At 51.1% G+C, this 21,197-nt stretch carries 22 protein-coding genes; 8 read left to right on the top strand and 14 right to left on the bottom strand.

Annotated features, from left to right (window positions below; genetic code table 11):
* Window positions 1-78 precede the first annotated feature (78 nt).
* The 3 genes from def to KI811_RS06550 are packed head-to-tail and all read left to right on the top strand — an operon-like array spanning window position 79 to window position 2,284.
* On the top strand, window positions 79-582 hold the full coding sequence (gene def / locus KI811_RS06560) for a peptide deformylase (protein ID WP_214185672.1): 504 nt from the start codon (window positions 79-81) through the stop codon (window positions 580-582).
* Window positions 583-591: 9 nt separating this feature from the next.
* Window positions 592-1,527, top strand: coding sequence for a methionyl-tRNA formyltransferase (gene fmt / locus KI811_RS06555; protein WP_214185671.1), 936 nt, complete (start codon window positions 592-594; stop codon window positions 1,525-1,527).
* Between the two features lies 1 nt (window position 1,528).
* Window positions 1,529-2,284, top strand: coding sequence for a DUF116 domain-containing protein (locus KI811_RS06550; RefSeq protein ID WP_214185670.1), 756 nt, complete (start codon window positions 1,529-1,531; stop codon window positions 2,282-2,284).
* A gap of 530 nt (window positions 2,285-2,814) precedes the next feature.
* Here the strand turns inward: KI811_RS06550 and KI811_RS06545 are convergent.
* Genes KI811_RS06545 through KI811_RS06480 form a run of 14 tightly spaced genes read right to left on the bottom strand, consistent with a single transcriptional unit; the run spans window position 2,815 to window position 17,831 of the window.
* Window positions 2,815-4,269, bottom strand: a complete 1,455-nt coding sequence (locus tag KI811_RS06545; protein WP_214185669.1) for an NADH-quinone oxidoreductase subunit N — start codon at window positions 4,267-4,269, stop codon at window positions 2,815-2,817.
* 33 nt (window positions 4,270-4,302) lie between these two features.
* A complete protein-coding gene (locus tag KI811_RS06540) occupies window positions 4,303-5,862 on the bottom strand; it encodes an NADH-quinone oxidoreductase subunit M (protein WP_214185668.1) in 1,560 nt (519 codons plus the stop codon).
* Window positions 5,863-5,897: 35 nt separating this feature from the next.
* Window positions 5,898-7,907, bottom strand: a complete 2,010-nt coding sequence (gene nuoL / locus KI811_RS06535) for an NADH-quinone oxidoreductase subunit L (RefSeq protein WP_214185667.1) — start codon at window positions 7,905-7,907, stop codon at window positions 5,898-5,900.
* A gap of 57 nt (window positions 7,908-7,964) precedes the next feature.
* A complete protein-coding gene (nuoK, locus tag KI811_RS06530; protein WP_214185666.1) occupies window positions 7,965-8,267 on the bottom strand; it encodes an NADH-quinone oxidoreductase subunit NuoK in 303 nt (100 codons plus the stop codon).
* A gap of 18 nt (window positions 8,268-8,285) precedes the next feature.
* A complete protein-coding gene (locus KI811_RS06525) occupies window positions 8,286-8,789 on the bottom strand; it encodes an NADH-quinone oxidoreductase subunit J (RefSeq protein ID WP_214185665.1) in 504 nt (167 codons plus the stop codon).
* A gap of 13 nt (window positions 8,790-8,802) precedes the next feature.
* Window positions 8,803-9,198: an NADH-quinone oxidoreductase subunit NuoI gene (gene nuoI / locus KI811_RS06520; protein ID WP_214185664.1), complete on the bottom strand. Its 396-nt coding sequence runs from the start codon at window positions 9,196-9,198 to the stop codon at window positions 8,803-8,805.
* A 27-nt stretch (window positions 9,199-9,225) separates the two neighbouring features.
* Complete coding sequence (gene nuoH / locus KI811_RS06515; RefSeq protein WP_214185663.1) at window positions 9,226-10,266, bottom strand: NADH-quinone oxidoreductase subunit NuoH; 1,041 nt, start codon at window positions 10,264-10,266, stop codon at window positions 9,226-9,228.
* A 60-nt stretch (window positions 10,267-10,326) separates the two neighbouring features.
* Window positions 10,327-12,813 carry a molybdopterin-dependent oxidoreductase gene (locus KI811_RS06510; RefSeq protein WP_214185662.1) on the bottom strand — a complete coding sequence of 829 codons (2,487 nt, stop codon included), beginning with the start codon at window positions 12,811-12,813 and terminating at the stop codon, window positions 10,327-10,329.
* Window positions 12,814-12,855: 42 nt separating this feature from the next.
* Window positions 12,856-14,631 carry an NADH-quinone oxidoreductase subunit NuoF gene (gene nuoF, locus KI811_RS06505; RefSeq protein ID WP_214185661.1) on the bottom strand — a complete coding sequence of 592 codons (1,776 nt, stop codon included), beginning with the start codon at window positions 14,629-14,631 and terminating at the stop codon, window positions 12,856-12,858.
* 37 nt (window positions 14,632-14,668) lie between these two features.
* Complete coding sequence (locus tag KI811_RS06500; RefSeq protein WP_214185660.1) at window positions 14,669-15,190, bottom strand: NADH-quinone oxidoreductase subunit NuoE family protein; 522 nt, start codon at window positions 15,188-15,190, stop codon at window positions 14,669-14,671.
* A gap of 27 nt (window positions 15,191-15,217) precedes the next feature.
* Window positions 15,218-16,390, bottom strand: coding sequence for an NADH dehydrogenase (quinone) subunit D (nuoD, locus tag KI811_RS06495; protein WP_214185659.1), 1,173 nt, complete (start codon window positions 16,388-16,390; stop codon window positions 15,218-15,220).
* Between the two features lie 60 nt (window positions 16,391-16,450).
* Window positions 16,451-16,939, bottom strand: coding sequence for an NADH-quinone oxidoreductase subunit C (locus KI811_RS06490; RefSeq protein WP_214185658.1), 489 nt, complete (start codon window positions 16,937-16,939; stop codon window positions 16,451-16,453).
* A gap of 32 nt (window positions 16,940-16,971) precedes the next feature.
* Window positions 16,972-17,484, bottom strand: a complete 513-nt coding sequence (locus KI811_RS06485; RefSeq protein WP_214185657.1) for an NADH-quinone oxidoreductase subunit B — start codon at window positions 17,482-17,484, stop codon at window positions 16,972-16,974.
* Window positions 17,475-17,831, bottom strand: a complete 357-nt coding sequence (locus tag KI811_RS06480; RefSeq protein ID WP_004512581.1) for an NADH-quinone oxidoreductase subunit A — start codon at window positions 17,829-17,831, stop codon at window positions 17,475-17,477. Before KI811_RS06480 ends, KI811_RS06485 begins: the two co-directional genes overlap by 10 nt.
* 318 nt (window positions 17,832-18,149) lie before the next feature.
* Here KI811_RS06480 and hemL point away from each other — a divergent pair, with 318 nt between their 5' ends.
* The 5 genes from hemL to atpE all read left to right on the top strand — a co-directional run bounded on the left by hemL (window position 18,150) and on the right by atpE (window position 21,139).
* Window positions 18,150-19,433: a glutamate-1-semialdehyde 2,1-aminomutase gene (gene hemL / locus KI811_RS06475; protein WP_214185656.1), complete on the top strand. Its 1,284-nt coding sequence runs from the start codon at window positions 18,150-18,152 to the stop codon at window positions 19,431-19,433.
* 83 nt (window positions 19,434-19,516) lie between these two features.
* Window positions 19,517-19,759, top strand: coding sequence for an AtpZ/AtpI family protein (locus KI811_RS06470; protein ID WP_011366182.1), 243 nt, complete (start codon window positions 19,517-19,519; stop codon window positions 19,757-19,759).
* The gene (locus KI811_RS06465) at window positions 19,734-20,117 is read left to right on the top strand and encodes an ATP synthase subunit I (RefSeq protein ID WP_214185655.1); all 384 of its coding nucleotides are present in this window, start codon (window positions 19,734-19,736) and stop codon (window positions 20,115-20,117) included. Before KI811_RS06470 ends, KI811_RS06465 begins: the two co-directional genes overlap by 26 nt.
* A 3-nt stretch (window positions 20,118-20,120) precedes the next feature.
* Window positions 20,121-20,810, top strand: coding sequence for a F0F1 ATP synthase subunit A (gene atpB, locus KI811_RS06460; RefSeq protein WP_214185654.1), 690 nt, complete (start codon window positions 20,121-20,123; stop codon window positions 20,808-20,810).
* A gap of 53 nt (window positions 20,811-20,863) precedes the next feature.
* Window positions 20,864-21,139, top strand: coding sequence for an ATP synthase F0 subunit C (gene atpE / locus KI811_RS06455; protein ID WP_214185653.1), 276 nt, complete (start codon window positions 20,864-20,866; stop codon window positions 21,137-21,139).
* Window positions 21,140-21,197: the final 58 nt, after the last annotated feature.

The following is a 21,197-nucleotide window of genomic DNA, read 5'->3' as shown; positions in this document are numbered from 1 at the left end:
CCCGTCAGGAAGGGTTTGATTTTTTCGCCCTATCTCTCTATATTCGTACGAATAACTATCGTTGAAGGTGCATGAACCATGGTACGGACAATTCTTACTTACCCCAACCCGATCCTCAAAAAGAAGGCGGTACCGGTTGCGGTCATCAACGACGCGACCCGTGAACTGGTCCGCGACATGGCTGAAACCATGTATGACGCCCAGGGGGTCGGCCTGGCCGCCCCGCAGATAGGCGTAAGCCAGCGGATCATTGTTATTGATGTCTCTCAGCGCGAAGAAAGGCCGGAGCTGATTGTCTGCATCAACCCGGTGTTCGTCCATACCGAAGGGGAATCATACGAGGAAGAGGGTTGCCTCTCTGTCCCCAAGTACTCCGCCAATGTGCACCGGCACGCCAAGGTTGTCGTTAGGGCCCTCAATCTCGATGGGGAGGAAGTGACCTATAAGGCCGAAGGGCTTCTGGCCATCGCTTTCCAGCACGAGATAGACCACCTGGAAGGGATCCTCTTCGTGGACCACCTTTCTCCCCTGAAGCGGGAGATGTTCAAGAAAAAATACCGCCGCATGGTTGAGGAAGGGTAGGAATACCGCATGGCCGGATTGCGTATTATTTTTATGGGAACCCCCGATTTCGCCTGCCCCACGCTCACCAGACTCATTGAACGGGGCGAGGATGTGATAGCCGTTGTGACCCAGCCTGACCGCCCCAAGGGACGTGGCCAGAAGTTGGTGCCGCCTCCGGTAAAGGTCATTGCCGAGGAGCACGGCATACCGGTCCTGCAGCCCCAGAAAGTCCGTGCACCCGAGGTTATCACCCGAATAAGGGAACTGAACCCCGACCTGATTGTGGTGGTCGCCTTCGGCCAGATCCTCCCCCAGAGCCTCCTCGACATCCCGCGGCATGGCTGCATCAACATTCACGCCTCGCTCCTTCCGCGCTATCGGGGGGCCGCTCCCATTAACTGGTGCCTCATCAACGGCGAGACCGAGACCGGCATAACCACCATGCAGATGGACGCGGGTCTCGACACGGGGGATATGCTTGTCAAGCGGGCCATTCCCATCGGCCCGGACGAGGATGCCCAGTCGCTCCATGACCGCCTCTCCCTGCTTGGTGCTGAAACCATCGACGAGACCCTGGACAGACTCCAGGCAGGCACCCTTACCCGCGAAAAGCAGGATGACACTCTTACCTGCTACGCTCCGATGCTGAAGAAGGAAGACGGCCTCGTCGACTGGAAACAGGAGCCGCAGCAAATCAAGAACCTCGTTCGCGGCTTCACACCGTGGCCCGGAGCGTATACTACGCTGGACGACAAGACACTGAAGCTGTACAAGGTGTCGGTGGCCAATGGATGCGGCAGGCCGGGGGATATCATGGCTGTCGGGAAAGACGGGATCATCGTCGGCTGCGGGTCAGGTAGCCTCTGCATCGAGGAACTGCAACTTGAAGGGAGGAAACGGCTATCGGCTTCGGATTTCCTAGCAGGTTGCCGTCTGGAGCCAGGGAATCGGCTCGGTCATTAAAATGCCTGACAATACTCCTCAAAAACGTCTTTTCATTGTGCTCATGGGGGTCACTTGCCTCCTGATCGTCGGCGCAATCTACCTTCTCTGGTGGATTCCCACTACCGGCTTGGCGAACATCCACCCAAGCCTCCCTCGCATCGCCGGCATCGTTTTCGGCAGCCTGTCCCTACTCGCCCTCCTTGGCACCCTTGTGCTCGTGCTGACCTCGGCGCTCGGCAAGGATATCCTTTTCACCCGTTTTCTGCGCGGTGTTGTCATCAAGTTCCTCCTCCCGGCCATTGAACTGATCGGTCGCACTTTCGGAATCTCCATTGACACTATCCGCCAGTCGTTCATTGCGATGAATAACAGTCTGGTTCTCTCCCAGCGCCGCCGGGTAAAGCCCGACAGGGTCTTGATCCTCCTGCCCCACTGTCTCCAGCTTTTCGAGTGCGAGATCAAAGTCACCGGCAACATCAACAAATGCGTCCGGTGCGGCCGCTGCGATATCATGGGCCTGGCAGAACTGGCCGAAAAGTACTCGATAGATATCTCCGTGGCCACAGGGGGAACTCTGGCACGGAAGGTGATCATCGAGAAACGTCCCAAACTCGTTCTGGCAGTTGCCTGTGAGCGTGACCTAACTTCCGGTATTAAAGACTGCTATCCTCTTCCGGTCATCGGAGTTCTGAACGACCGACCCTTCGGACCTTGCTTTAACACCAAGGTCGACATAGAGAAAATCGACGAAGCCCTACAGGCAGTAATTGGCTAAAAACCCTCGCACGACGCCCTTGCCCGAGTTCTCCCTTGCCATTTCTTTCCGCGAGAGACTGATTTACTACCCTCCGATGAGATGTTTCCCACCCGAAATCTCCATAACAGTAAGCGGGCAAATCCATTCACAACTGATGACCATAAAACACCAACCGTCTGGAGGCTGCAGGGTGGCGGGAACCAAACTCAACCAGTGGTTGGTGCTCCTCTGCAAAGAGCTCGATTTCGCGTCTCAATAGTACCGTCAAGGTTTGCTCTGTCGGTATTTCGTGAGCAAGCTGGCTAGCGTTGTCTGGAGGGGTTCAAAAGACTCATTCCGGCGCCTGAGGTCAAGACTTGCGGCTGTCGCCCCCCCCCCGGACCCTGATCGCAAGGCCTGTAGCATCGCCAGCAAGCGTAACTTCCAGTCGCGACATCGTCACGTCGAAAAGCCCAGTTATTCCGCACCATGCTGATTCCTCATACAAAAAACAACAGGGCCCCTTCAAATAAAGGAGCCCTGAGGAAAAAGCCTATTACTTACTTGAGCTAAAGGAGGACAGCCTGCTGTGCGAGGTTGAGGAGAAACGCGGGAACAACTCCTGGCAACAGGACACCAACCACAGCAATAATGATGCAGATGGCAACTGCCGGAGTAAGCTTCATCCAGTCAAACTCTTCAACCGGGTCCTTCATATACATGTAAACCATCACGCGGAGATAGTAGTATACCGACGCGGCACTATTCAGAACCCCAATGATGGCAAGCCATACGTACCCAGCCTTAATGGCGCCTGAGAAGAGGTAGAACTTACCGATGAAACCAGCAGTCGGCGGCATGCCAGCCAGCGAGAAGAGGAAGACTGCCATTGCCAGGGCCAGCACCGGATGCTTAGTACCGAACCCTGCGTAATCCATAACATTATTGTTTGCTTCGCCCTTCTTGCCAACAAGAACGATGATGGCAAAGGCCCCTATGTTCATAAAAGCATAGGAAAGCATGTAGAAGAGAATACCTGCCGTCCCCTCTGCATTTCCGGCGGTAAAACCGACCAGGGCATATCCAGCGTGCGCAATTGATGAGTATGCAAGCATCCTCTTGATATTGTCCTGATTGAGAGCAATCAGGTTACCAATTGTCATGGTAAGGACGGCAAGAATCCAGAGGAGATCGGACCAGTCGGCCTTAAGGGAAGGGAAAGCTATAATAGCAACTCGCATAAATGCTGCGAAACCGGCTGCCTTTGGCCCCGCTGACATGAAAGCAGTCATTGGCGTCGGAGCGCCCTCATAGACATCCGGAGTCCACATATGGAACGGTGCAGCGGCAATCTTGAAGGAAAAACCTACAGCCATCAGCAGCATGCCGATCACAAACATAGGATTCTGCGCCACGACTCCGTTTTGCGACACATATTCAGCAATTTTCACTACGCGCGTAGTGCCGGTGGCACCGTAGGTTAGAGCCATTCCGTACAGGAGGAATCCAGTTGAAAACGCTCCAAGTAAAAAGTACTTGAGGCCAGCTTCATTCGACTTAACATTGGCCCTGTTAAAGCCTGCCAAAATATACAGGGATACGGAAAGCACTTCGAGACCAAGGAAAATAGTCATCAAATCCGTGCCGGACGCCATAAGCATCATACCAACTGTGGCAAAGAGAAGCAGTGGGTAAAGCTCACCGAGATTGCACTCTTCACGCTTGAAATATTGATCCGAGATAAGAATGCTCATCCCCACGGTAAGGAGGAAAATGCCTTTGAAAAAAATAGAGAAGTTATCCCGAACAACAGAATCATTGAACGCCGAGAGAGGTACTCCCCATCCACCAATGAGCGTGAATCCGGCGACAATTAAGCCTACGAGACTCAAATATCCCAGATAGGCCTTGTGCTCGCTTGGAACGAATACATTTACAAGGAGCAGCACCATCGCAAAGATCGAAAGTATGACCTCTGGCATTATTGGTGCAAAGTTAATGGCTGGAATTGCAATTGTTTCCATCTAGGTTCCCTCCGGTGGCTTTTCTGAAACCGATTACTTGTGCTCAACAGGCAGCACGGCGGCAGGAAGAGCCTGCGGTGCCGGGATCTGAGGAATCTGTGCCTTGGCGGTCTGCTTCGACTTTACGTGAACGATAAGCTTCTCAAGCGACGGGCTCATTTTGTCAATGAAAGGGGTAGGATACACGCCCATAACGAAGATCAACACGAGCAACGGCAGCATAATGACTATTTCGCGTGCATTCAAATCAGTGAGTGTCTGGTTCTTGGGGTTATTCAACTCGCCGAACATGACCCGTTGGAACATCCAGAGCATATATACTGCGGCAAGAATCACTCCGCTCGTCCCGATTACTGCATACCAACGCAGTTCACTTTCATACGAACCGATGAGAATGAGGAATTCTCCGACAAAGCCGTTGGTTCCCGGAAGTCCGATGGAAGAAAGGGTGACGATCATGAAAATTGTAGCAAAAATCGGCATCTGCTTAGCCAATCCGCCGAAATCAGTTATGAGACGAGTGTGACGACGCTCATAGATGAAGCCAACTATAAGGAACAGTGCGCCAGTGGAAACACCGTGATTGAGCATCTGAAGCATTCCGCCCGAGAGGCCTTGCTGGTTGAGTGCAAACACGCCGAGCATAACATAGCCTAGGTGTGCAACTGAGGAGTAGGCAACCAGTTTTTTTACGTCCTCCTGAACCATAGCCACAAGGGCAGCATACACAATGCCTATCACTGAAAGTACTGCAATGAGAGGAGTAAACTGGGCTGTAGCGTCCGGGAAAAGAGGCATGGCGAAGCGTACAAAACCATAGGTTCCCATCTTAAGGAGAACGGCAGCCAGAATTACAGAACCAGCGGTCGGAGCTTCGGTATGTGCATCCGGCAACCACGTATGCAGCGGGAACATCGGTACTTTAATGGCAAAGGCCAAAGCAAATGCAAGGAACAGCCAGGTCTGCGTCGCAGGATCGAGAGCGAGATCATAGAAACGAAGCACACTGAAGTCTCCGGCTCCGCCCTTGAAGTAAAGGACGACCAGAGCGATCAGCATCAGGAGCGAACCGACCATTGTATAGATAAAGAACTTTACCGCAGCGTATATCTTGTTTTTCCCACCCCATATACCGATGATGAAGTACATCGGAATGAGCATGACCTCCCAGAATATGTAGAAGAGGAAAAGGTCAAGTGAAACAAAAGCACCGAGCATCCCGACCTCAAGGAGGAGGAGACAGATCATGTACTCTTTCACCTTGTTCTCAACGGCTGTCCAGGTTGAAAGAATGGCGATCGGCATGATGAAGGTTGTCAGAATCACGAGCCAGATACTGATTCCATCAATGGCAACGTGATAGTTCATCTGGAACGGGCCTGCAGCGATCCAGGGTACCTTCTCCACAAACTGGAACTCAGCGTTGCTCTGGAAGCCGGTAACAATCGGAAGAGATACGACAAACGTCGCAAGAGCCACCAGAAGTGCAAGCCCCCGCTGTGCAGAATGGCTCTGCTTGGGAACGAAGAAGAGCAGTACGACCCCTAGAAGTGGTAGAAAGGTCATCACGCTGATTAAGGGAAACTGACTCATGAATCTGCTCCTTTAGTCCTATTGGTAATTCAGAGTTAGCGGAAGAGATAGAAGGCTACGATAACTACAACACCCAGTGTCATAGTAAGGGCATAGTTGTGCACATACCCTGTCTGAATGTTTCTGAGCGCACCACCGAAACCCTTGACGATTGCTGCAACACCGTTGACAACACCATCTACCACCACGACGTCAAAACCTTTCCAGAGGCCATTCCCGAGCGCCTTGCAGGGGTTGACGAAGAGGAAATCGTAGAGCTCGTCAACATACCATTTGTTATAAACTGCCCGGTGGAGCGCCGGGAAGGCAGCTGTGAATTTTGCAGGAATGGACGGTGAAACTACATAGAGGAAGAAGGCAATGGAGATACCGATCAGCGCGATCACAACAGACGTGCCCATGAGTCCCCACTCAAGTGCAGGGCTATGGTGAGCCACACCATGAGCAAGTTGCTGAGCCATGAACTCTTCGGACCCCTTGAATACGGGCTCAAGATAGTGCTCAAGATAATTCGGAATCCCGCCAAAAAGCTCACCAATCAGCTTCGGTATGCCAACATAGCCGCCCACGATAGCCAGCAAGCCAAGCACCATCAGCGGGAAAGTAATGACAAGGGGAGACTCATGGAGGTGGCTCTTTGCCTTTTCCATGATGCGGCACTCACCGAAGAAAGTCATAAAGACAAGTCTGAACATATAGAACGCCGTGAAACCTGCGGCTATAGCGCCAGTTGCCCAGAGGATAATATTCAGGTCTCCATGGAGTGGATTGGCAAAGGCCTGCCAGAGAATCTCGTCCTTGGAGAAGAAGCCGGAGAAACCTGGAATACCGGCAATAGCAATAGTTGACACAAGGAAAGTTAGGAAGGTTATCGGCATCTGCTTCTTCAGACCACCCATGTTACGCATGTCCTGCGGGTCATCATGGGAATGGGCATGATGCAGGGCATGGTGCATTGAATGAATGACTGAACCAGAGCCAAGGAACAGGCAGGCCTTGAAGAAAGCGTGGGTCATCAGGTGAAAAATACCCGCAGTAAAGGCGCCAACACCCATGGCAAGGAACATGAAACCAAGCTGCGATACGGTTGAATAGGCAAGGACGCGTTTGATATCGTTTTGAGCAGTACCAATACTCGCTGCAAAAATGGCTGTAGCCGCGCCGACTATGGCAACAACCATCATTGTCTCGTGCGAACGAATGTACACGAAATTCAAACGACCGATCATATATACGCCAGCTGTGACCATTGTTGCCGCATGGATGAGTGCGGATACTGGCGTCGGGCCTTCCATGGCATCAGGAAGCCATGTATAGAGTGGAAGCTGTGCTGACTTGCCGGTAGCACCCAGGAAGAAGCAGAGGGTAATCACCGTTACTACGCCACCAACCGGAAGAAGATGGGCATTTGCTGCCAATTGACGGAAATTGATGGTCCAGACGTTATGGTTTTGTCCGAGATACCAGTAGAGCGTGAAGAGGCCAAGCAGAAAACCGAAGTCACCCACCCGGTTCATTACGAAAGCCTTCTTGCCGGCGTCTCCCGCTGACTTCTTGTGGAAGTAGTAACCAATAAGGAGATAAGAGCAGAGGCCGACACCTTCCCAACCGACAAACATAAGCAGGAGGTTATTCCCGAGCACCAGAAGGAGCATCGAGAACGTGAAAAGGTTCAAGTAGGTAAAATACCGATAGAAGCCCTCTTCTCCGTGCATGTATCCGATGGAGTAAACATGAATCAGGAAACCAACCCCCGTCACGACCATGATCATAAGCGCGGAAAGCGGATCGATCAGAAAACCGATTTCGGCATTGAAGTTACCGGATTTAATCCACGTAAAGAGCACCTTCTCAAAGACGCGCTCTTCCGCAGATCTCGAGAGGAGCTCGATCAGGATGCCGCATGACACAAGAAACGAGCCGAACACCATGAGTGATCCTATCCCACCGATCACGGTCTCGTTCTTGATCTTCTTCCCAAGAAGGCCGTTTATGACGACGCCGATCAGAGGGAACAGTGGTATCAGCCATACGTACTCGAACATTCCTGACTCCTTTATTATTGCGAGTAATTCAGAATTTCGTAAGTTCTGTCGGAACTGTTACAGTTTCATGAGCTTGACATCTTCAACGTCAATGGACTCGCGATTCTTATAGAATGCAATCATAAGCGCAAGACCCACGGCGGCTTCTGCTGCGGCAACCGTCATAACAAAGAAAACAAATATCTGTCCGTCAACATTTCCAAGATGCTTCGACAACGCGATGAAGGTAAGATTGACCGAATTAAGCATCATTTCGACGCACATAAAGATGACGATGGCGTTCCTTCTGATGAGGACACCAATGGTCCCGATGGAAAATAGTATTGCGCTGAGTATCAAGTAACTGTGCAAAGATACCATGAGCTTAACCCCTGTCAGTTAGATTTTCTTCTTCGTGAGAACGACCGCGCCGATGATGGCCACCAGGAGAAGAATGGAGGTCACCTCGAAGGGGAGAAGGAAGTCAGTGTACAACGCTTTGCCGATCAACTCGGTATGGCCAACCTTGTTTATGAGAGCTGAATCAATTGTTCCCTTCTGCCCTGTGAGCGAACTTCTATTAAACAGGTAGAACAGCTGGAACAAGGTAAATAGTCCGATCAGGCTGCCAAACAGTACACTGTGCGAGCTTCTCCGACCCGACTCTGTCCGTACATTGAGAAGCATGATTACGAACACAATCAAGACCATGATTGCGCCTGCATAGACCAACACCTGTATGGCTGCCATGAACGGAGCATCAAGCGTCACGTACAGCGTTGCCAAGCAGAAGAAAGTCAGAATGAGAGAGAGCGCACTGTTGATCGGGTTCTTGCAGGTAATGACCAGAATACTGGCCAGGACAGCTACTGCTGCCACGATCATGAAGAAGAACGTTTCCATTGCTGCTCCTTTATTACTTTTCTAAGAGTCGCTCTTTGACGAATACAAAATCTTCGCGCTTGTAATTTGCCAATTCAAATTCACCCGTCATCTTAAGTGCATCGACAGGGCAAGCCTCAACACAATAGCCGCAGAAAATGCACCGAAGCATATCAATCTCATACCGCTCAGCATATTTATTGTGATCCTGATCCTCACCAGCCTCAACTGTAATGCATTTTGCTGGACACACTGTAGGACAGAGATAACAGCAAACACACTTGGCTTTACTGTGAGAAACCTTCAGCGCATGCAAGCCACGGAAATTGGGTGAAGGTGTCGGCCGCTCATCCGGGTACTGTAACGTAACCGGCTTCATGAACATATGCTTCAGGGTGATCTTGAGACCATTAATCAATGGCATTATCATGGCGTGTAACCTCGTAATAGGTTGTGACTAGAGTGAGACAATAATTCCAGTTACTACGATATTGATCAGAGTCAAAGGCAGGAACACCTTCCAACCGAGACGCATCAGTTGGTCATACCGGTAGCGGGGATAGGTAGCACGAATCCACATGCACGTGAAGATCAGGAAATAGACCTTTGCAACGAACCAGAACCAACCGGGTAGGAAGCCGGGTCCATGCCATCCCCCAAGGAACAAGGTGGTTGTTACAGCGCAGACTGTTACCATGTTTGCATACTCTGCCATGAAGAACATGGCGTACTTCATACTCGAATACTCGGTGCAGAAGCCGGAAACCAGTTCTGTTTCAGCTTCAGGAAGGTCAAAGGGGGTCCGGTTGATTTCTGCAATGGAGCAGATAAAGAACAGTATGAACGCCAAGGGTTGCTTAAAGGCGTACCAAGCACCATTCGCTTGATCAGCCACTATCTTCTGGAGCGAAAGTGACTCAGAGAGCATGAAGACCGAAATGATCGCCAGACCAGCGGCCAACTCGTAGGAAATCATCTGGGCGGAGGAGCGCAGACCCCCCAGTAGTGAATATTTGCTGTTAGAAGACCACCCCGCCAAGACAATGCCATATACACCTATTGATGCCAGCGCGAGGATATAAAGGACGCCAACATTGAGGTCTACAACTTGTCCCGAGGCGGTGTCGTAGTATGCAGCAATTTGGAGGGGTATTTTGTAGCCGCCCACTTCAATCGTTTCACCAAAAGGAATGACTGCAAAGCCAATGAACGCTGGGACGAGCGCTATCAGAGGAGCTATCAGGAAGGCGAATTTGTCCGCTTTTGAAGGGATAATCTCTTCCTTAAAGAATAGCTTAACGCCGTCTGCAATCGGCTGCAGCAAACCATGCCAGCCAGTACGCATCGGACCAAGCCGCACCTGCATGTGACCAATGATCTTACGTTCAGCATAGGTGGAGTACGCTACGGTAAGCAGTACGAAGACGAACACCACGAGAACCTTGAGCACCATGGCGATGTAGTATGCCATCGGCAATCCCAATATTTCGTATCCCATTTGCACTCTTCCCCTCTTGATGTGATGGTGTTGTGAGTGAACTTTACATCCAAGTATTAGCTACTTGCTTATTGTAACCCACGTAACAGGAGCACCGTTGGTGATACCGTTAATGGACATGTCGGAAAAATGATACGGCGCGAACACAACACCTTCAGGCATGCGCATACTTACTTTGGCCTTCAGCTTAACTTCTCCAACAGACGATTTAACCGTCAACGGCTGATCATCTTCAACGCCAAGTTTTTTAGCATCGCCACTATTCAACTCTACATATCCTTCTGGACATACATACATGGGGCCTTCCCCATACAGCGACAAGGTTCCGCAATGATTAAGAGCACTGCCCGTAACGAGAGCCATCACTCCAGTTGTCGACTCCTGTCCGTCCACAACCGATGGAATGAACCGCGGCTTGTTAGCAACTGAATAGACTGAACCATTCTCGTCCAAGCCATCAAAAGAAAACCCGCTGTACGAAGGAACCACAGACGCAATCTCAGCAAAAACCTCTGACAACCCTTTAAAAGAGTCTCCCCCAAGGGTTGAATACAGAGAGTTAAAGATTTCAAAGTCGCTGCGGGCCATGCCGATAGGATCTATTGCTTTGCGAACCCTTTGAACAGCCTTACCAGCGCTGGTAAAGGTACCATTCTTTTCAGCAAAGGAACATGCCGGAAGAACAACATCTGCTTTACTGGCCGTCTCGGTCATGAACAGATCCTGAACCACAAGGAACTCGACAGCATCGAGGGCAGCTTCGACCTTTTTACGGTTCGGGTAGGAGATAACGGGATTCTCACCAACTACGTACAGTGTCTTGATGGTGCCTGAAGCACAGCCGCCTAAGATTCCCATTGCATCAAGGCCACCAGCAACCGGATGAACCTTAAGATCAGCAGCCCCCTGACTATTATTCTTTTCACCCATTATGAGAACGCCACACCCTTCTTTGCCAATCTTGCCTGTCAGCAATGCAAGGTTGATGGTGGCTTGGGCAAGCGCCTTCCCATGACCCGGATAGGCAAGACCAATGGGCAGCATGATGAGTGCCTTCTCGGCATTTGCATAGTCGCGTGCAAGGGCTGTAATATCATCAGCTGACATGCCACACTGGGCAGCGACAGCAGTCGGAGCACAGGCCCCGAGATTCTTAACAAAATCGTCATAACCAGGAAGTGAAGAGGCTGAGCTGTCAGCAAGTCCCTCATCAACGATGACCTTTGCAAGGGCATTAAACAGGAGGACTTCACTTGCGGGTTTATGAACATATGTAACAGCGTTCGGAAGTTTGGAAAGTTTGCCCTTCTTGTCCGACACAATTCGGAGATTGACCCCTTTGCGCTTAACTCCAAGATTAATCTCAAAACCAAGGACAGGATGTGTTTCGTAAGCATCCGTCTTCACAACCAGCAACAGATTCGTTGTCTGAATATCCGAAATGGACGCTGGAGAGGCGGGGTATCCAAGACTCTCATCCGCACCTGCTGTCAACGCGTCGTGGGCATAGCCTGCCGAGTGATCAATGTTGTCGGACCCAATGCCTTTATTGAAAAGCTGCTTAAAGAGATAGAGCTCTTCGTTTGTAAGACGTGGCGTTACCAGTCCGGCAACAGATGATGCACCAACATTCTTTGCGTCAGCAAGTCTCTGGCGAACCAGTCCGAGAGCTTCGTCCCAACTGGCCTCCTCAAGCTTACCGTTCTTCTTGACCAGTGGTGTCTTGAGCCGCTTATCACTGTTTACGAATTGATATCCAAATCTACCACGAGTACAAAGCTGACCATTATGGAAACCCTGATTCTCGTCATAGACCGTAGTAAGTACTTTGTTATCCTTTACCCCGAGAGTTAGCTGGCACCCCGTTCCGCAGTAAGAACAAACCGTCTTCACTTTATTCAACGACCACCAGCGTGCCTTGAATTTGAACGGTCTGCTCACGAGAGCGCCAACAGGGCAAACTGATACGCATGATCCGCAAAACTCGCAATTAAGCGGTCCATCGAACTCTGTACCAATTTTTGCTTCAAGACCTCGATTGATGAAGGAATAGGCGCCGAAAGAAACAATTTCATCACAGATTCGAGCACACTTGCCGCAGTGAACGCAACGATTCATGTCCCGTTCAATCAGCGGGTTTTGGTAGTCGATCTGATGCTGAAATTTTTCGTCTTGGAACCGATTTGAATTCACCTGATATTCGTAGGTGAGATTCTGGAGGTCGCAATCGCCAGCGGCGTCGCAAACAGGACAGTCGATGGGGTGCTTCAGCAACAGTAGTTCAAGAACGAGCTTACGGGCCTGAATAATCTCAGGGGTCATGGTGCTGACTATCATACCCTCAGTTACAGGGGTCGTACACGCCGGGATCTGGCGCCCTTTCATCTGTTCGACCTCGACGAGACACATACGGCAACCGCCGAAGGGATGGAGCTTCTTGTCGTGACAGAGAATGGGTATCTTGATGCCGGCTGATTTTGCAGCATCGTAAATGGTAGCGTCCTTGGGTACCGTTACCTGTTTTCCGTCAATCGTGAGATTTACCATCTTGACCTCTGTATAACCTCGGATAGTTAGCTCGTCGAGCTGTTACTCAATCGCCATGAACCGACAGGCGTCATAACACGACTTACACTTTGTGCACTTTTCTTTGTCCAAATAGGCAATCTGTCCCTTTTCCCAGACAATTGCGTCAACCGGACACGCTTTGAAACATGCACCGCACTTAACGCACTTTTCCTCTATCACCTGCCACAGGAGTAATTCCTTGCAGCAGTTTGACGGGCAGCGTTTATCGGTGATGTGGGCTTCGTACTCTTCCCGGAAATAGCGAATGGTGGAGAGAATTGGGTTCGGCGCTGTTTGGCCGAGGCCACACAAGGAAGCCTTCTTGATGGTGCTGCCCATCTCCAGAAGAGTCTCGATATCGCCAGCCTGACCGCGGCCTTCGGTGATTCTCTCCAGGATGTCGAGCATAACCTTGAGGCCAATCCGGCAGGGGACACATTTACCGCAAGACTCCATTCTGGTGAACGAAAGGAAGAAGCGCGCAACGTCGACCATGCAGGTAGTCTCGTCCATGACAACCAGACCACCCGAACCCATCATGGCACCGGCCTTTATCAGGGAGTCGTAATCGACCGGCGTATCAAGAACCTCGGGGGGGATACAACCGCCTGACGGACCACCAGCCTGTACCGCCTTAAACTTACGGTTGTTCGCAATGCCACCACAAACATTGTAGATAACTTCGCGAACCGTCATACCTGCAGGAACTTCTACCAGACCTGTGTGTTTTACCTTGCCCGTGACGGCAAAAATCTTGGTACCCTTGGTCGTGTCAGTTCCGAGGGACGCATACCACTCAGCACCCTTATTGATTATGTGACGAACGTTGGCAAACGTCTCAACGTTATTGATGTTGGTCGGCTTAGCCCACAAGCCCTTGACCGCAGGGAACGGTGGCCGGGGGCGCGGCATGCCTCGTTCACCTTCTATGGAAGCCATGAGCGCAGTCTCTTCGCCGCAAACAAAAGCGCCGGCACCCTTCTTGATGATCAGGTCAAAGTCAAAGCCCCAACCTTGTATGTTGTGCCCGAGGTAGCCTTTCTCACGGCAGACATCAAGGGCCTTCTGGAGGCGCTCGATCGCCAGCGGGTACTCTGCACGGACATAAACGTACCCCTTAGAGCAACCGATCGCATACGCCGCGATCATCATCCCCTCGATGATGCAGTAGGGGTCACCCTCAAGAATCGAACGGTCCATGAAGGCCCCGGGATCCCCTTCGTCAGCGTTACAGATCAGATACTTGAGCTTCCCGGGTGTAGCAGCACAAAAGGACCACTTCATGCCTGTGGGAAAGCCCCCCCCCCCACGTCCGCGCAGACCCGACTTCTTGACCTCTTCGATAACTGCGGCCGGAGTCATCTCTTTCACACATTTTTCAATGGCCTTGAATCCTTCTTCTTCCAGATAGGCGTCAAGACTCTCAGGATCAATCTGACCGCAACCGGTCATAACAATCCGCATTTGTTGATCGACGAATGTGTTGTAATATGGTTTTGCCTTTCGCTTTTCCAAAGGCGTACGCTTGATGATGTGCTCATCAACGAGTTGCGCTACTTCTTCTGGTTGCACAAAATCATAGGTGACCCGTCCAAGTTCCGGATCCACGATATCGACGAGAACATCGTTTGCACAGAGCCCGCGGCAGCCAGTCTTGATAACATCGCAACGCTTGCCAACAACGGCGTTGACGCCTTTTTCGGAGATTACCCGGTTGAATTCGGCCTCAACCTTTTTTGCACCGGCCGATACACCGCCTGTCCCCTGACAAATCAGAATCTTTATAGCTTCGCCCATAACGCTCTATCCTCTGATGTGAATGGTTGGATCGATCCTACTTCATCGGCCGCTGATTATACTCAGCGATAATCTCTGCAACCTTTTGCACTGTCATTTTTCCAAAGGTGTCGTCGTTGACCATCGCCAAAGGAGCCATCCCGCAGGCACCGAGGCAAGCAACCTTCTCAAAGGTGTACCGAAGGTCTGATGTGGTTTCGGCATGACCTATCCCAAGTTTGTCGAAAAAGGTTTCAACAATTCGGGGAGCCCCCTGAACGTGACACGCGGTCCCCACACAAACCCGTATAATGTAGCGTCCACGAGGTTTGAGATGGAACTGGGCATAAAATGTCAGCACTCCGAATATCTGGCTGGGATAGACATTAAGACGCTCTGCCACAAGATCGATGGTCGGCTTTGGCACATAGCCATACTCATCCTGAATACCCTGTAGCACCGGCATAAGATTGCCCGGGAGGGTCAAGTATTTGTCAATGACATGATTCGCCGGTCCGAGATCTATTTCCTCTACTGGCGTTTCTTCAACATGTGTCGCTTCGGCCGGAGCGTTGCTCATTACTCCCTCTCCTTTATCGCAGTGGCATTACCGGTCGATTTCACCAAGCACGATATCCAACGTACCGATAACGGCAACAAGGTCTGCAATCATGGAACCCTTTGCCATCTTTTCTATGGCCCCAAGGTTGACGAATGAGGGGGGGCGTATGCGCATGCGGTACGGCTTGTTGCCACCGTCGCTGACGATATAGTAGCCCAGCTCTCCCTTGGGGTTCTCCACTCCCTGGTATACTTCACCTTCCGGGGCAGGGAATCCCTCGCTGGCTATCTTGAAATGATGGATAAGTCCCTCAATCGTATTGTAGACATCTTCCTTGGGCGGATAAGTCACTTGAGGCGCATCAGCCAAGACGGGACCAGGCTTAAGGGAGTCGAGGGCCTGACGGATGATATTGACCGCTTCGCGCATTTCGACGAGCCTGACTTTATACCGATCGAAGGTGTCACACTTCTCCCCCACCGGAACCTTGAACTGGTACTTCTCGTACCCGCTGTAGGGGTTGTCGCGGCGAAGATCCCAATCAACACCCGAACCACGCAGAGCAGGTCCGGTAATGCCGTAATCAATTGCATCTTCAGCAGATATCACGCCGTTACCGACCGTACGATTAAGCCAAATGGTATTCTTGGTAAGAAGCCCTTCATACGTATCAAAATGACCGGGGAACGTGTCGATAATTTCCCTCACGTCTTTTTCAAATCCATCATAGACGTCCGTTGAGAGGCCTCCTACTCGGAAATAACTGCTCGTCATCCGGGCACCGGAAATCTTCTCATACAGACTCATCACCATCTCACGCTCACGGAAAGCATAGATGAACACGGTCATGGCACCGATATCAAGTGCATGGCACGCAACCCAGACGAGGTGAGACTTAAGCCTGGTCAGCTCAGCCAAGATCACACGTATAGCCTGAGCACGTTCAGGCACCTCAATTCCCAAGAGCTTCTCAACTGCCAACACATAGCCGAGGTTATTGTGCATCGGTGCAAGGTAATCGAGACGGTCGGTTAGAGGGATCGTCTGGTGGTACGTGCGGTGCTCCGAGAGTTTTTCAACGCCACGGTGCAGATACCCGATATGCGGCGTAATCTTTTGAATGATTTCGCCGTCCAACTCGACGACCAACCGCAAAACGCCGTGGGTACTTGGATGCTGCGGCCCCATGTTGACTGTCATGATCTCAGTACTAGCCATTGCGCGCCTCTGTATCCTTCTCTCTAAAGTAGGTTAATTTCGCTCAAATAATCCGTATTGCTACGACAACCGCCCTTTATAAAGCTCACGATCAGGCCCCTGCAGCGGATAATCCTTCCGGAGCGGATGGCCAACCCAGTCATCAGTCATCAGTATCCGACGAAGATCGGGGTGATTATTGAAGATCACGCCCATCAAATCGTAAACTTCACGCTCCAACCAATTAGCCGTGCTCCAGACGCAGGAAACCGTATCAATGGAGCAGTCAGCCTCCGGAACCCCCGCCTTAACCCTGAGCCGGTCTTTATTCGGAATCGAATAAAGGTTGTAAACTACCATAAAGCGCGGTTCTTGCTTCCCCAAATAGTCCACCGCGGTTACATCAGTACAGAGATTATAGGCAAGCGACGACTTGAGGAAATTACAAATTTCAACTATGTCCTCACGCTTCACCGTAACCGTCACCTCTCCGCGGAACTCTTTCACATCCAGCACGGAAGCGGAAAATTTTTCCCTGAGCTTTATTACTGCGCGATTAGTTTCAGCCATAACCGTTGGCTCCCTTACCTAGTTGATATTGGTCACGCTGCCGACTCGAGTCGTTGGCCAAGGCCGATAGTTGAACCAAAGGAGTTCTTGTCCTTCATGATTTTATCCTGAAGCTTGATAAGACCATAAAGCAGTGCCTCCGGCCGGGGAGGGCAACCAGGGATATACACATCTACCGGAAGCGCCTCATCAATCCCCTGCACGACACTATACGTATCAAAGACCCCACCCGAACAGGCACAGGCCCCCATAGCGACCACCCACTTCGGCTCAGGCATTTGCTCGTAAACGGTCTTAATTATGGGCAGCATCTTTTTGGTGACCGTTCCAGCAATAATGATGCAGTCGGCCTGCCTTGGCGAAGCACGGAAAATAATACCAAAACGGTCCAGGTCATTATGGGATGCCCCGGTTGCCATCATCTCAATGGCACAGCAGGCAAGACCGAAGGTCATCGGCCAAATGGAGGACTTCCTCGCCCAGTTGACGAGACCGTCCAAGGACGCTGTAATGAAGCTATCTCCCAACGGCTGATCTACTCCCATTCCAAGGCTCCTTTTTTCCATACATAGATGTAACCAACAAAGAGTATAACGATAAAGACCCCCATCTCCATCACGCCGAACATCCCCAACCTCTTAAAGAGAACCGACCACGGATAGAGAAAGACTGCTTCAATATCGAACAAGATAAAGAGCATGGCGATAATATAAAACTTTACCGAAAACCTCTCACGAGCAGACCCGACCGGCTCACAGCCACATTCGTAAGGAGCAAGCTTGACGACACTTGGCTTCTTCTGCCCAATCAGCGACGAAAACACCAGTGAGCAGAGACCAAAGATGACGGCAATTGCCACCAAGACAAGTATCGGAAGATAGGCGCCAAGCATATGTCTTACCTCCAGACTGAGTTATTGCTTCGATTTAATTTATTGCCGCATCAACTGGCGACTCAGATTGCATCTAAAACCGCGTTTGTCGCATGCGTATACTGTATACAATTTGATGGGAACTTATGTCATTTAAAAAACTTTGTCAAGAAAAAAAAGCTTTAATCTTGCCCGCTTAATTTGCTGAATTCCTGCCAATTTTTAGCTCCTCCAACCCACCCTGGCCGCAACCTTTTGTCCCTTGACACCCGACTTGTCACATGCTAATAACATATTAATTTTCCAGCTAAATTAGACACAATAAGGGGCCACACGACAATGAACACATCCCATTCCAAAGAACTTTTTGCCAAGGCGCAGGAAATTATCCCCGGTGGCGTTAACAGCCCAGTACGGGCCTTCAAATCAGTAGGAGCAGAACCGATTTTCATTAAAAAAGCATCAGGTTCTACCATAGTTGATGCTGATGATAATGCTTATATAGATTACGTTGGTTCCTGGGGGCCGATGATTCTCGGTCATTGCCACCCCCGGATCGTTGCTTCCCTCCAGCGCGCCACAGAGAACGGCAGCAGCTTCGGCGCGCCGACCGAACTCGAAATCACTTTGGCGGAGATGGTGGTTGCAGCAGTCCCATCTATCGAAATGGTCCGCATGGTGAGCTCTGGCACAGAAGCGACCATGAGCGCCATCCGTCTGGCACGCGGCTATACAGGACGCGACAAGATCATCAAATTTTCAGGATGCTACCATGGCCACGCCGACTCCCTCCTCGTCAAGGCAGGTTCCGGCGCGGCGACTTTTGGCGTTCCCGACTCCCCTGGCGTTCCAAAGGACTTTGCTCAACATACTCTCACTGCAACCTTCAACGACCTTGAATCGGTCAAAGAACTCATTACCGACCATTCCGGAGACGTCGCGTGCATCATTGTCGAGCCGATTGCCGGCAATATGGGGACCGTCCCTCCCCGCGCAGGATTTCTTGAAGGGCTCCGAGAGATCTGCACCAACGAGGGAATTATCCTCATCTTTGACGAGGTCATGACGGGTTTCCGCGTTGCATACGGCGGCGCCCAGGAACGCTATGGCATAACACCTGACATGACCACCTTGGGAAAAATTATCGGCGGAGGTCTTCCTGTCGGGGCATTTGGTGGCAAAAGAGAGATCATGCAGCAACTTTCGCCCTCGGGCGGGGTCTATCAGGCAGGGACTCTTTCAGGCAATCCGCTTGCCATGACCGCGGGAATAGAAACTCTCAAGCTACTCCAAGAAGACGGTTTCTACAGTCGCCTTGAAGAAAAGAGTCGTGCGCTGGCCGAAGGGATTGCAGACGCAGCCCGCCGTGCAGGCTACCCAATCTACTCGACACGGGTCGGCAGCATGTTTTGCGCTTTCTTCACAAACGGTGAAGTGCATGACTGGACGTCGGCTGCCAAGTGCGACACCAAGTCTTTCGCCACCTTCTTCCGATCGATGCTTGAAGAAGGTATCTACCTGGCACCATCGCAGTTTGAAACCGCCTTTGTCTCCATTGCCCACTCCAGTGAAGACATCGAAAAAACCATTGCAGCGGCATTCTCGTGTTTCAAAAAACTCTAGCTGTTAATTGTCATTGACACCGTCATAGAGGCTGTGGTAAGAAGCTGAGGTTTCCGTGCCACATTCCACCATACGTTTGCCCCATGGACGAAGAAAAACGAAACCTCATAAAGACCGTCGGTCTCGTTTCGAGCATGGGCATTTCGATGGCGCTCGCTATCATCATCGGCGTTGTCATCGGGAGACAACTCGATAAGTGGTTCGGCACACACCCTTGGTTCTTCTTCATATTTCTGTTTTTTGGCATCGCGGCCGGCTTCAGGAATATATATATAATTGCCGGCAGGGAAATACGAAAAGATGGGGAGGACAATAAGCGAGGATAGGCTCATTGCCACCGTCACAATTGGTGGCCTAGTTCTTCTTGCCGTTCTCTGTCTGACCGGCTATGTGTTTTGGTCTGGCAGATTTGCTGCTGGTATCCTTGCTGGCGGAATTCTTGCCCTCTTCAATTTTTACTGGATGAGAAAAACGCTGAAACGTGTCCTGAATCTTCATCCCCGGCAGGCAGGCAGTTTCGCCCAGTTCCGCTATTTGCTCCGGTTTGCCTTTGTTGCCCTTATACTTTATGTACTCATTGTCCACGCCGGAATCGACATCATAGGCCTTATCCTCGGTTTGTCGATATTCGTGGTCGTTATTATAGGACTTTCGATTTATATGTTGCTTGATAAAGGAGAATAACTCATGGTTCATCCGCTGCTGTTCCTGCAGTTCTTCAGAAAGCTCCTCGAACCGCTTCACATTTCGGAAGCGGGAGTTGACGCCATTGCATACACCTGGCTCATTATCGTATTTCTGCTAATCGTTTCGCTTATTGCCACCAAAGCGCTCAAAGCCGTTCCCACGGGAATGCAAAACTTCATGGAAGTGGTGGTTGGCGGCATCGAGAACATGGTGGAAGAAACCATGGGAGAAAAGGGACGGCCTTACTTTCCGCTCATTGCCACCCTTGCTCTCTTCGTTCTCGTATCGAACCTCATCGGTCTCATTCCCGGATTCTTCCCTCCGACTGCAAACCTGAATACGACCGCAGCGTGCGCGATCATCGTGTTCCTCTCGACCCACGTGGTCGGCATCAAGAAACACGGATTCCATTACCTTCAGCACTTCATGGGACCCATCTGGTGGCTGGCACCGCTCATGTTCTTCATCGAGATCATCGGCCACCTGAGCCGTCCCCTTTCTCTCTCACTGCGTCTTTTCGGCAACATGAACGGCCACGAACTCGTTCTCATGATCTTCTTCGCCTTGGCGCCGTTCCTCGTGCCGCTGCCGATGATGCTGATGGGGGTTCTCGTATCCTTTATCCAGGCGTTCGTGTTCATGCTTCTCGCCATGATTTATATTCAGGGCTCTCTCGAAGAGGCTCACTAATACTCAAATCCTATACTGTTTAGGAGACAACACCAAAAGGGAGGTAGTAAAAGATGGAATTTCTTACGATGTGCATGCTTGCAGCTGGTTTCGGTATGGCTATCGGTGCGTTCGGTACCGGTATCGGCCAGGGTCTCGCGGTAAAGAGCGCCGTTGAAGGCGTTTCCCGCAATCCGGGCGCTTCCGGCAAGATCCTGACCACCATGATGATCGGTCTGGCCATGATCGAGTCTCTGGCCATCTACGTTCTCGTCGTGTGCCTCATCATCCTGTTCGCCAACCCCTACAAGGACGTTGCGATCAAGCTTGCCGAGACCGTCGCGAAGTAATCGGTTTCAATCTCTGAAGAGCAAAAAGGGGTGTGTCTCAGTGGGCACACCCCTTTTT

Source organism: Geobacter hydrogenophilus (genome assembly GCF_018501225.1).
GTDB classification, from domain to species: Bacteria; Desulfobacterota; Desulfuromonadia; order Geobacterales; family Geobacteraceae; genus Geobacter; species Geobacter hydrogenophilus.
The sequence above is the reverse complement of the archived record's forward strand: the minus strand, read 5'-3'. Positions and strand labels throughout refer to the sequence as shown.

Excerpts from the sequence above, each read along its gene's own strand:
- def (WP_214185672.1), top strand. The coding sequence starts at position 79 with ATGGTACGGACAATTCTTACTTACCCCAACCCGATCCTCAAAAAGAAG.
- KI811_RS06510 (WP_214185662.1), bottom strand. The coding sequence starts at position 12,813 with ATGGTAAATCTCACGATTGACGGAAAACAGGTAACGGTACCCAAGGAC.
- nuoF (WP_214185661.1), bottom strand. The coding sequence starts at position 14,631 with ATGGGCGAAGCTATAAAGATTCTGATTTGTCAGGGGACAGGCGGTGTA.
- atpB (WP_214185654.1), top strand. The coding sequence starts at position 20,121 with ATGGTTCATCCGCTGCTGTTCCTGCAGTTCTTCAGAAAGCTCCTCGAA.
- nuoD (WP_214185659.1), bottom strand. The coding sequence starts at position 16,390 with ATGGCTAGTACTGAGATCATGACAGTCAACATGGGGCCGCAGCATCCA.
- KI811_RS06540 (WP_214185668.1), bottom strand. The coding sequence starts at position 5,862 with ATGAGTCAGTTTCCCTTAATCAGCGTGATGACCTTTCTACCACTTCTA.
- KI811_RS06490 (WP_214185658.1), bottom strand. The coding sequence starts at position 16,939 with ATGGCTGAAACTAATCGCGCAGTAATAAAGCTCAGGGAAAAATTTTCC.
- hemL (WP_214185656.1), top strand. The coding sequence starts at position 18,150 with ATGAACACATCCCATTCCAAAGAACTTTTTGCCAAGGCGCAGGAAATT.
- fmt (WP_214185671.1), top strand. The coding sequence starts at position 592 with ATGGCCGGATTGCGTATTATTTTTATGGGAACCCCCGATTTCGCCTGC.
- atpE (WP_214185653.1), top strand. The coding sequence starts at position 20,864 with ATGGAATTTCTTACGATGTGCATGCTTGCAGCTGGTTTCGGTATGGCT.
- nuoL (WP_214185667.1), bottom strand. The coding sequence starts at position 7,907 with ATGTTCGAGTACGTATGGCTGATACCACTGTTCCCTCTGATCGGCGTC.
- nuoI (WP_214185664.1), bottom strand. The coding sequence starts at position 9,198 with ATGATAATGCCATTGATTAATGGTCTCAAGATCACCCTGAAGCATATG.
- KI811_RS06470 (WP_011366182.1), top strand. The coding sequence starts at position 19,517 with ATGGACGAAGAAAAACGAAACCTCATAAAGACCGTCGGTCTCGTTTCG.
- KI811_RS06465 (WP_214185655.1), top strand. The coding sequence starts at position 19,734 with ATGGGGAGGACAATAAGCGAGGATAGGCTCATTGCCACCGTCACAATT.
- KI811_RS06500 (WP_214185660.1), bottom strand. The coding sequence starts at position 15,190 with ATGAGCAACGCTCCGGCCGAAGCGACACATGTTGAAGAAACGCCAGTA.
- nuoK (WP_214185666.1), bottom strand. The coding sequence starts at position 8,267 with ATGGTATCTTTGCACAGTTACTTGATACTCAGCGCAATACTATTTTCC.
- nuoH (WP_214185663.1), bottom strand. The coding sequence starts at position 10,266 with ATGGGATACGAAATATTGGGATTGCCGATGGCATACTACATCGCCATG.
- KI811_RS06545 (WP_214185669.1), bottom strand. The coding sequence starts at position 4,269 with ATGGAAACAATTGCAATTCCAGCCATTAACTTTGCACCAATAATGCCA.
- KI811_RS06525 (WP_214185665.1), bottom strand. The coding sequence starts at position 8,789 with ATGGAAACGTTCTTCTTCATGATCGTGGCAGCAGTAGCTGTCCTGGCC.
- KI811_RS06480 (WP_004512581.1), bottom strand. The coding sequence starts at position 17,831 with ATGCTTGGCGCCTATCTTCCGATACTTGTCTTGGTGGCAATTGCCGTC.
- KI811_RS06485 (WP_214185657.1), bottom strand. The coding sequence starts at position 17,484 with ATGGGAGTAGATCAGCCGTTGGGAGATAGCTTCATTACAGCGTCCTTG.
- KI811_RS06550 (WP_214185670.1), top strand. The coding sequence starts at position 1,529 with ATGCCTGACAATACTCCTCAAAAACGTCTTTTCATTGTGCTCATGGGG.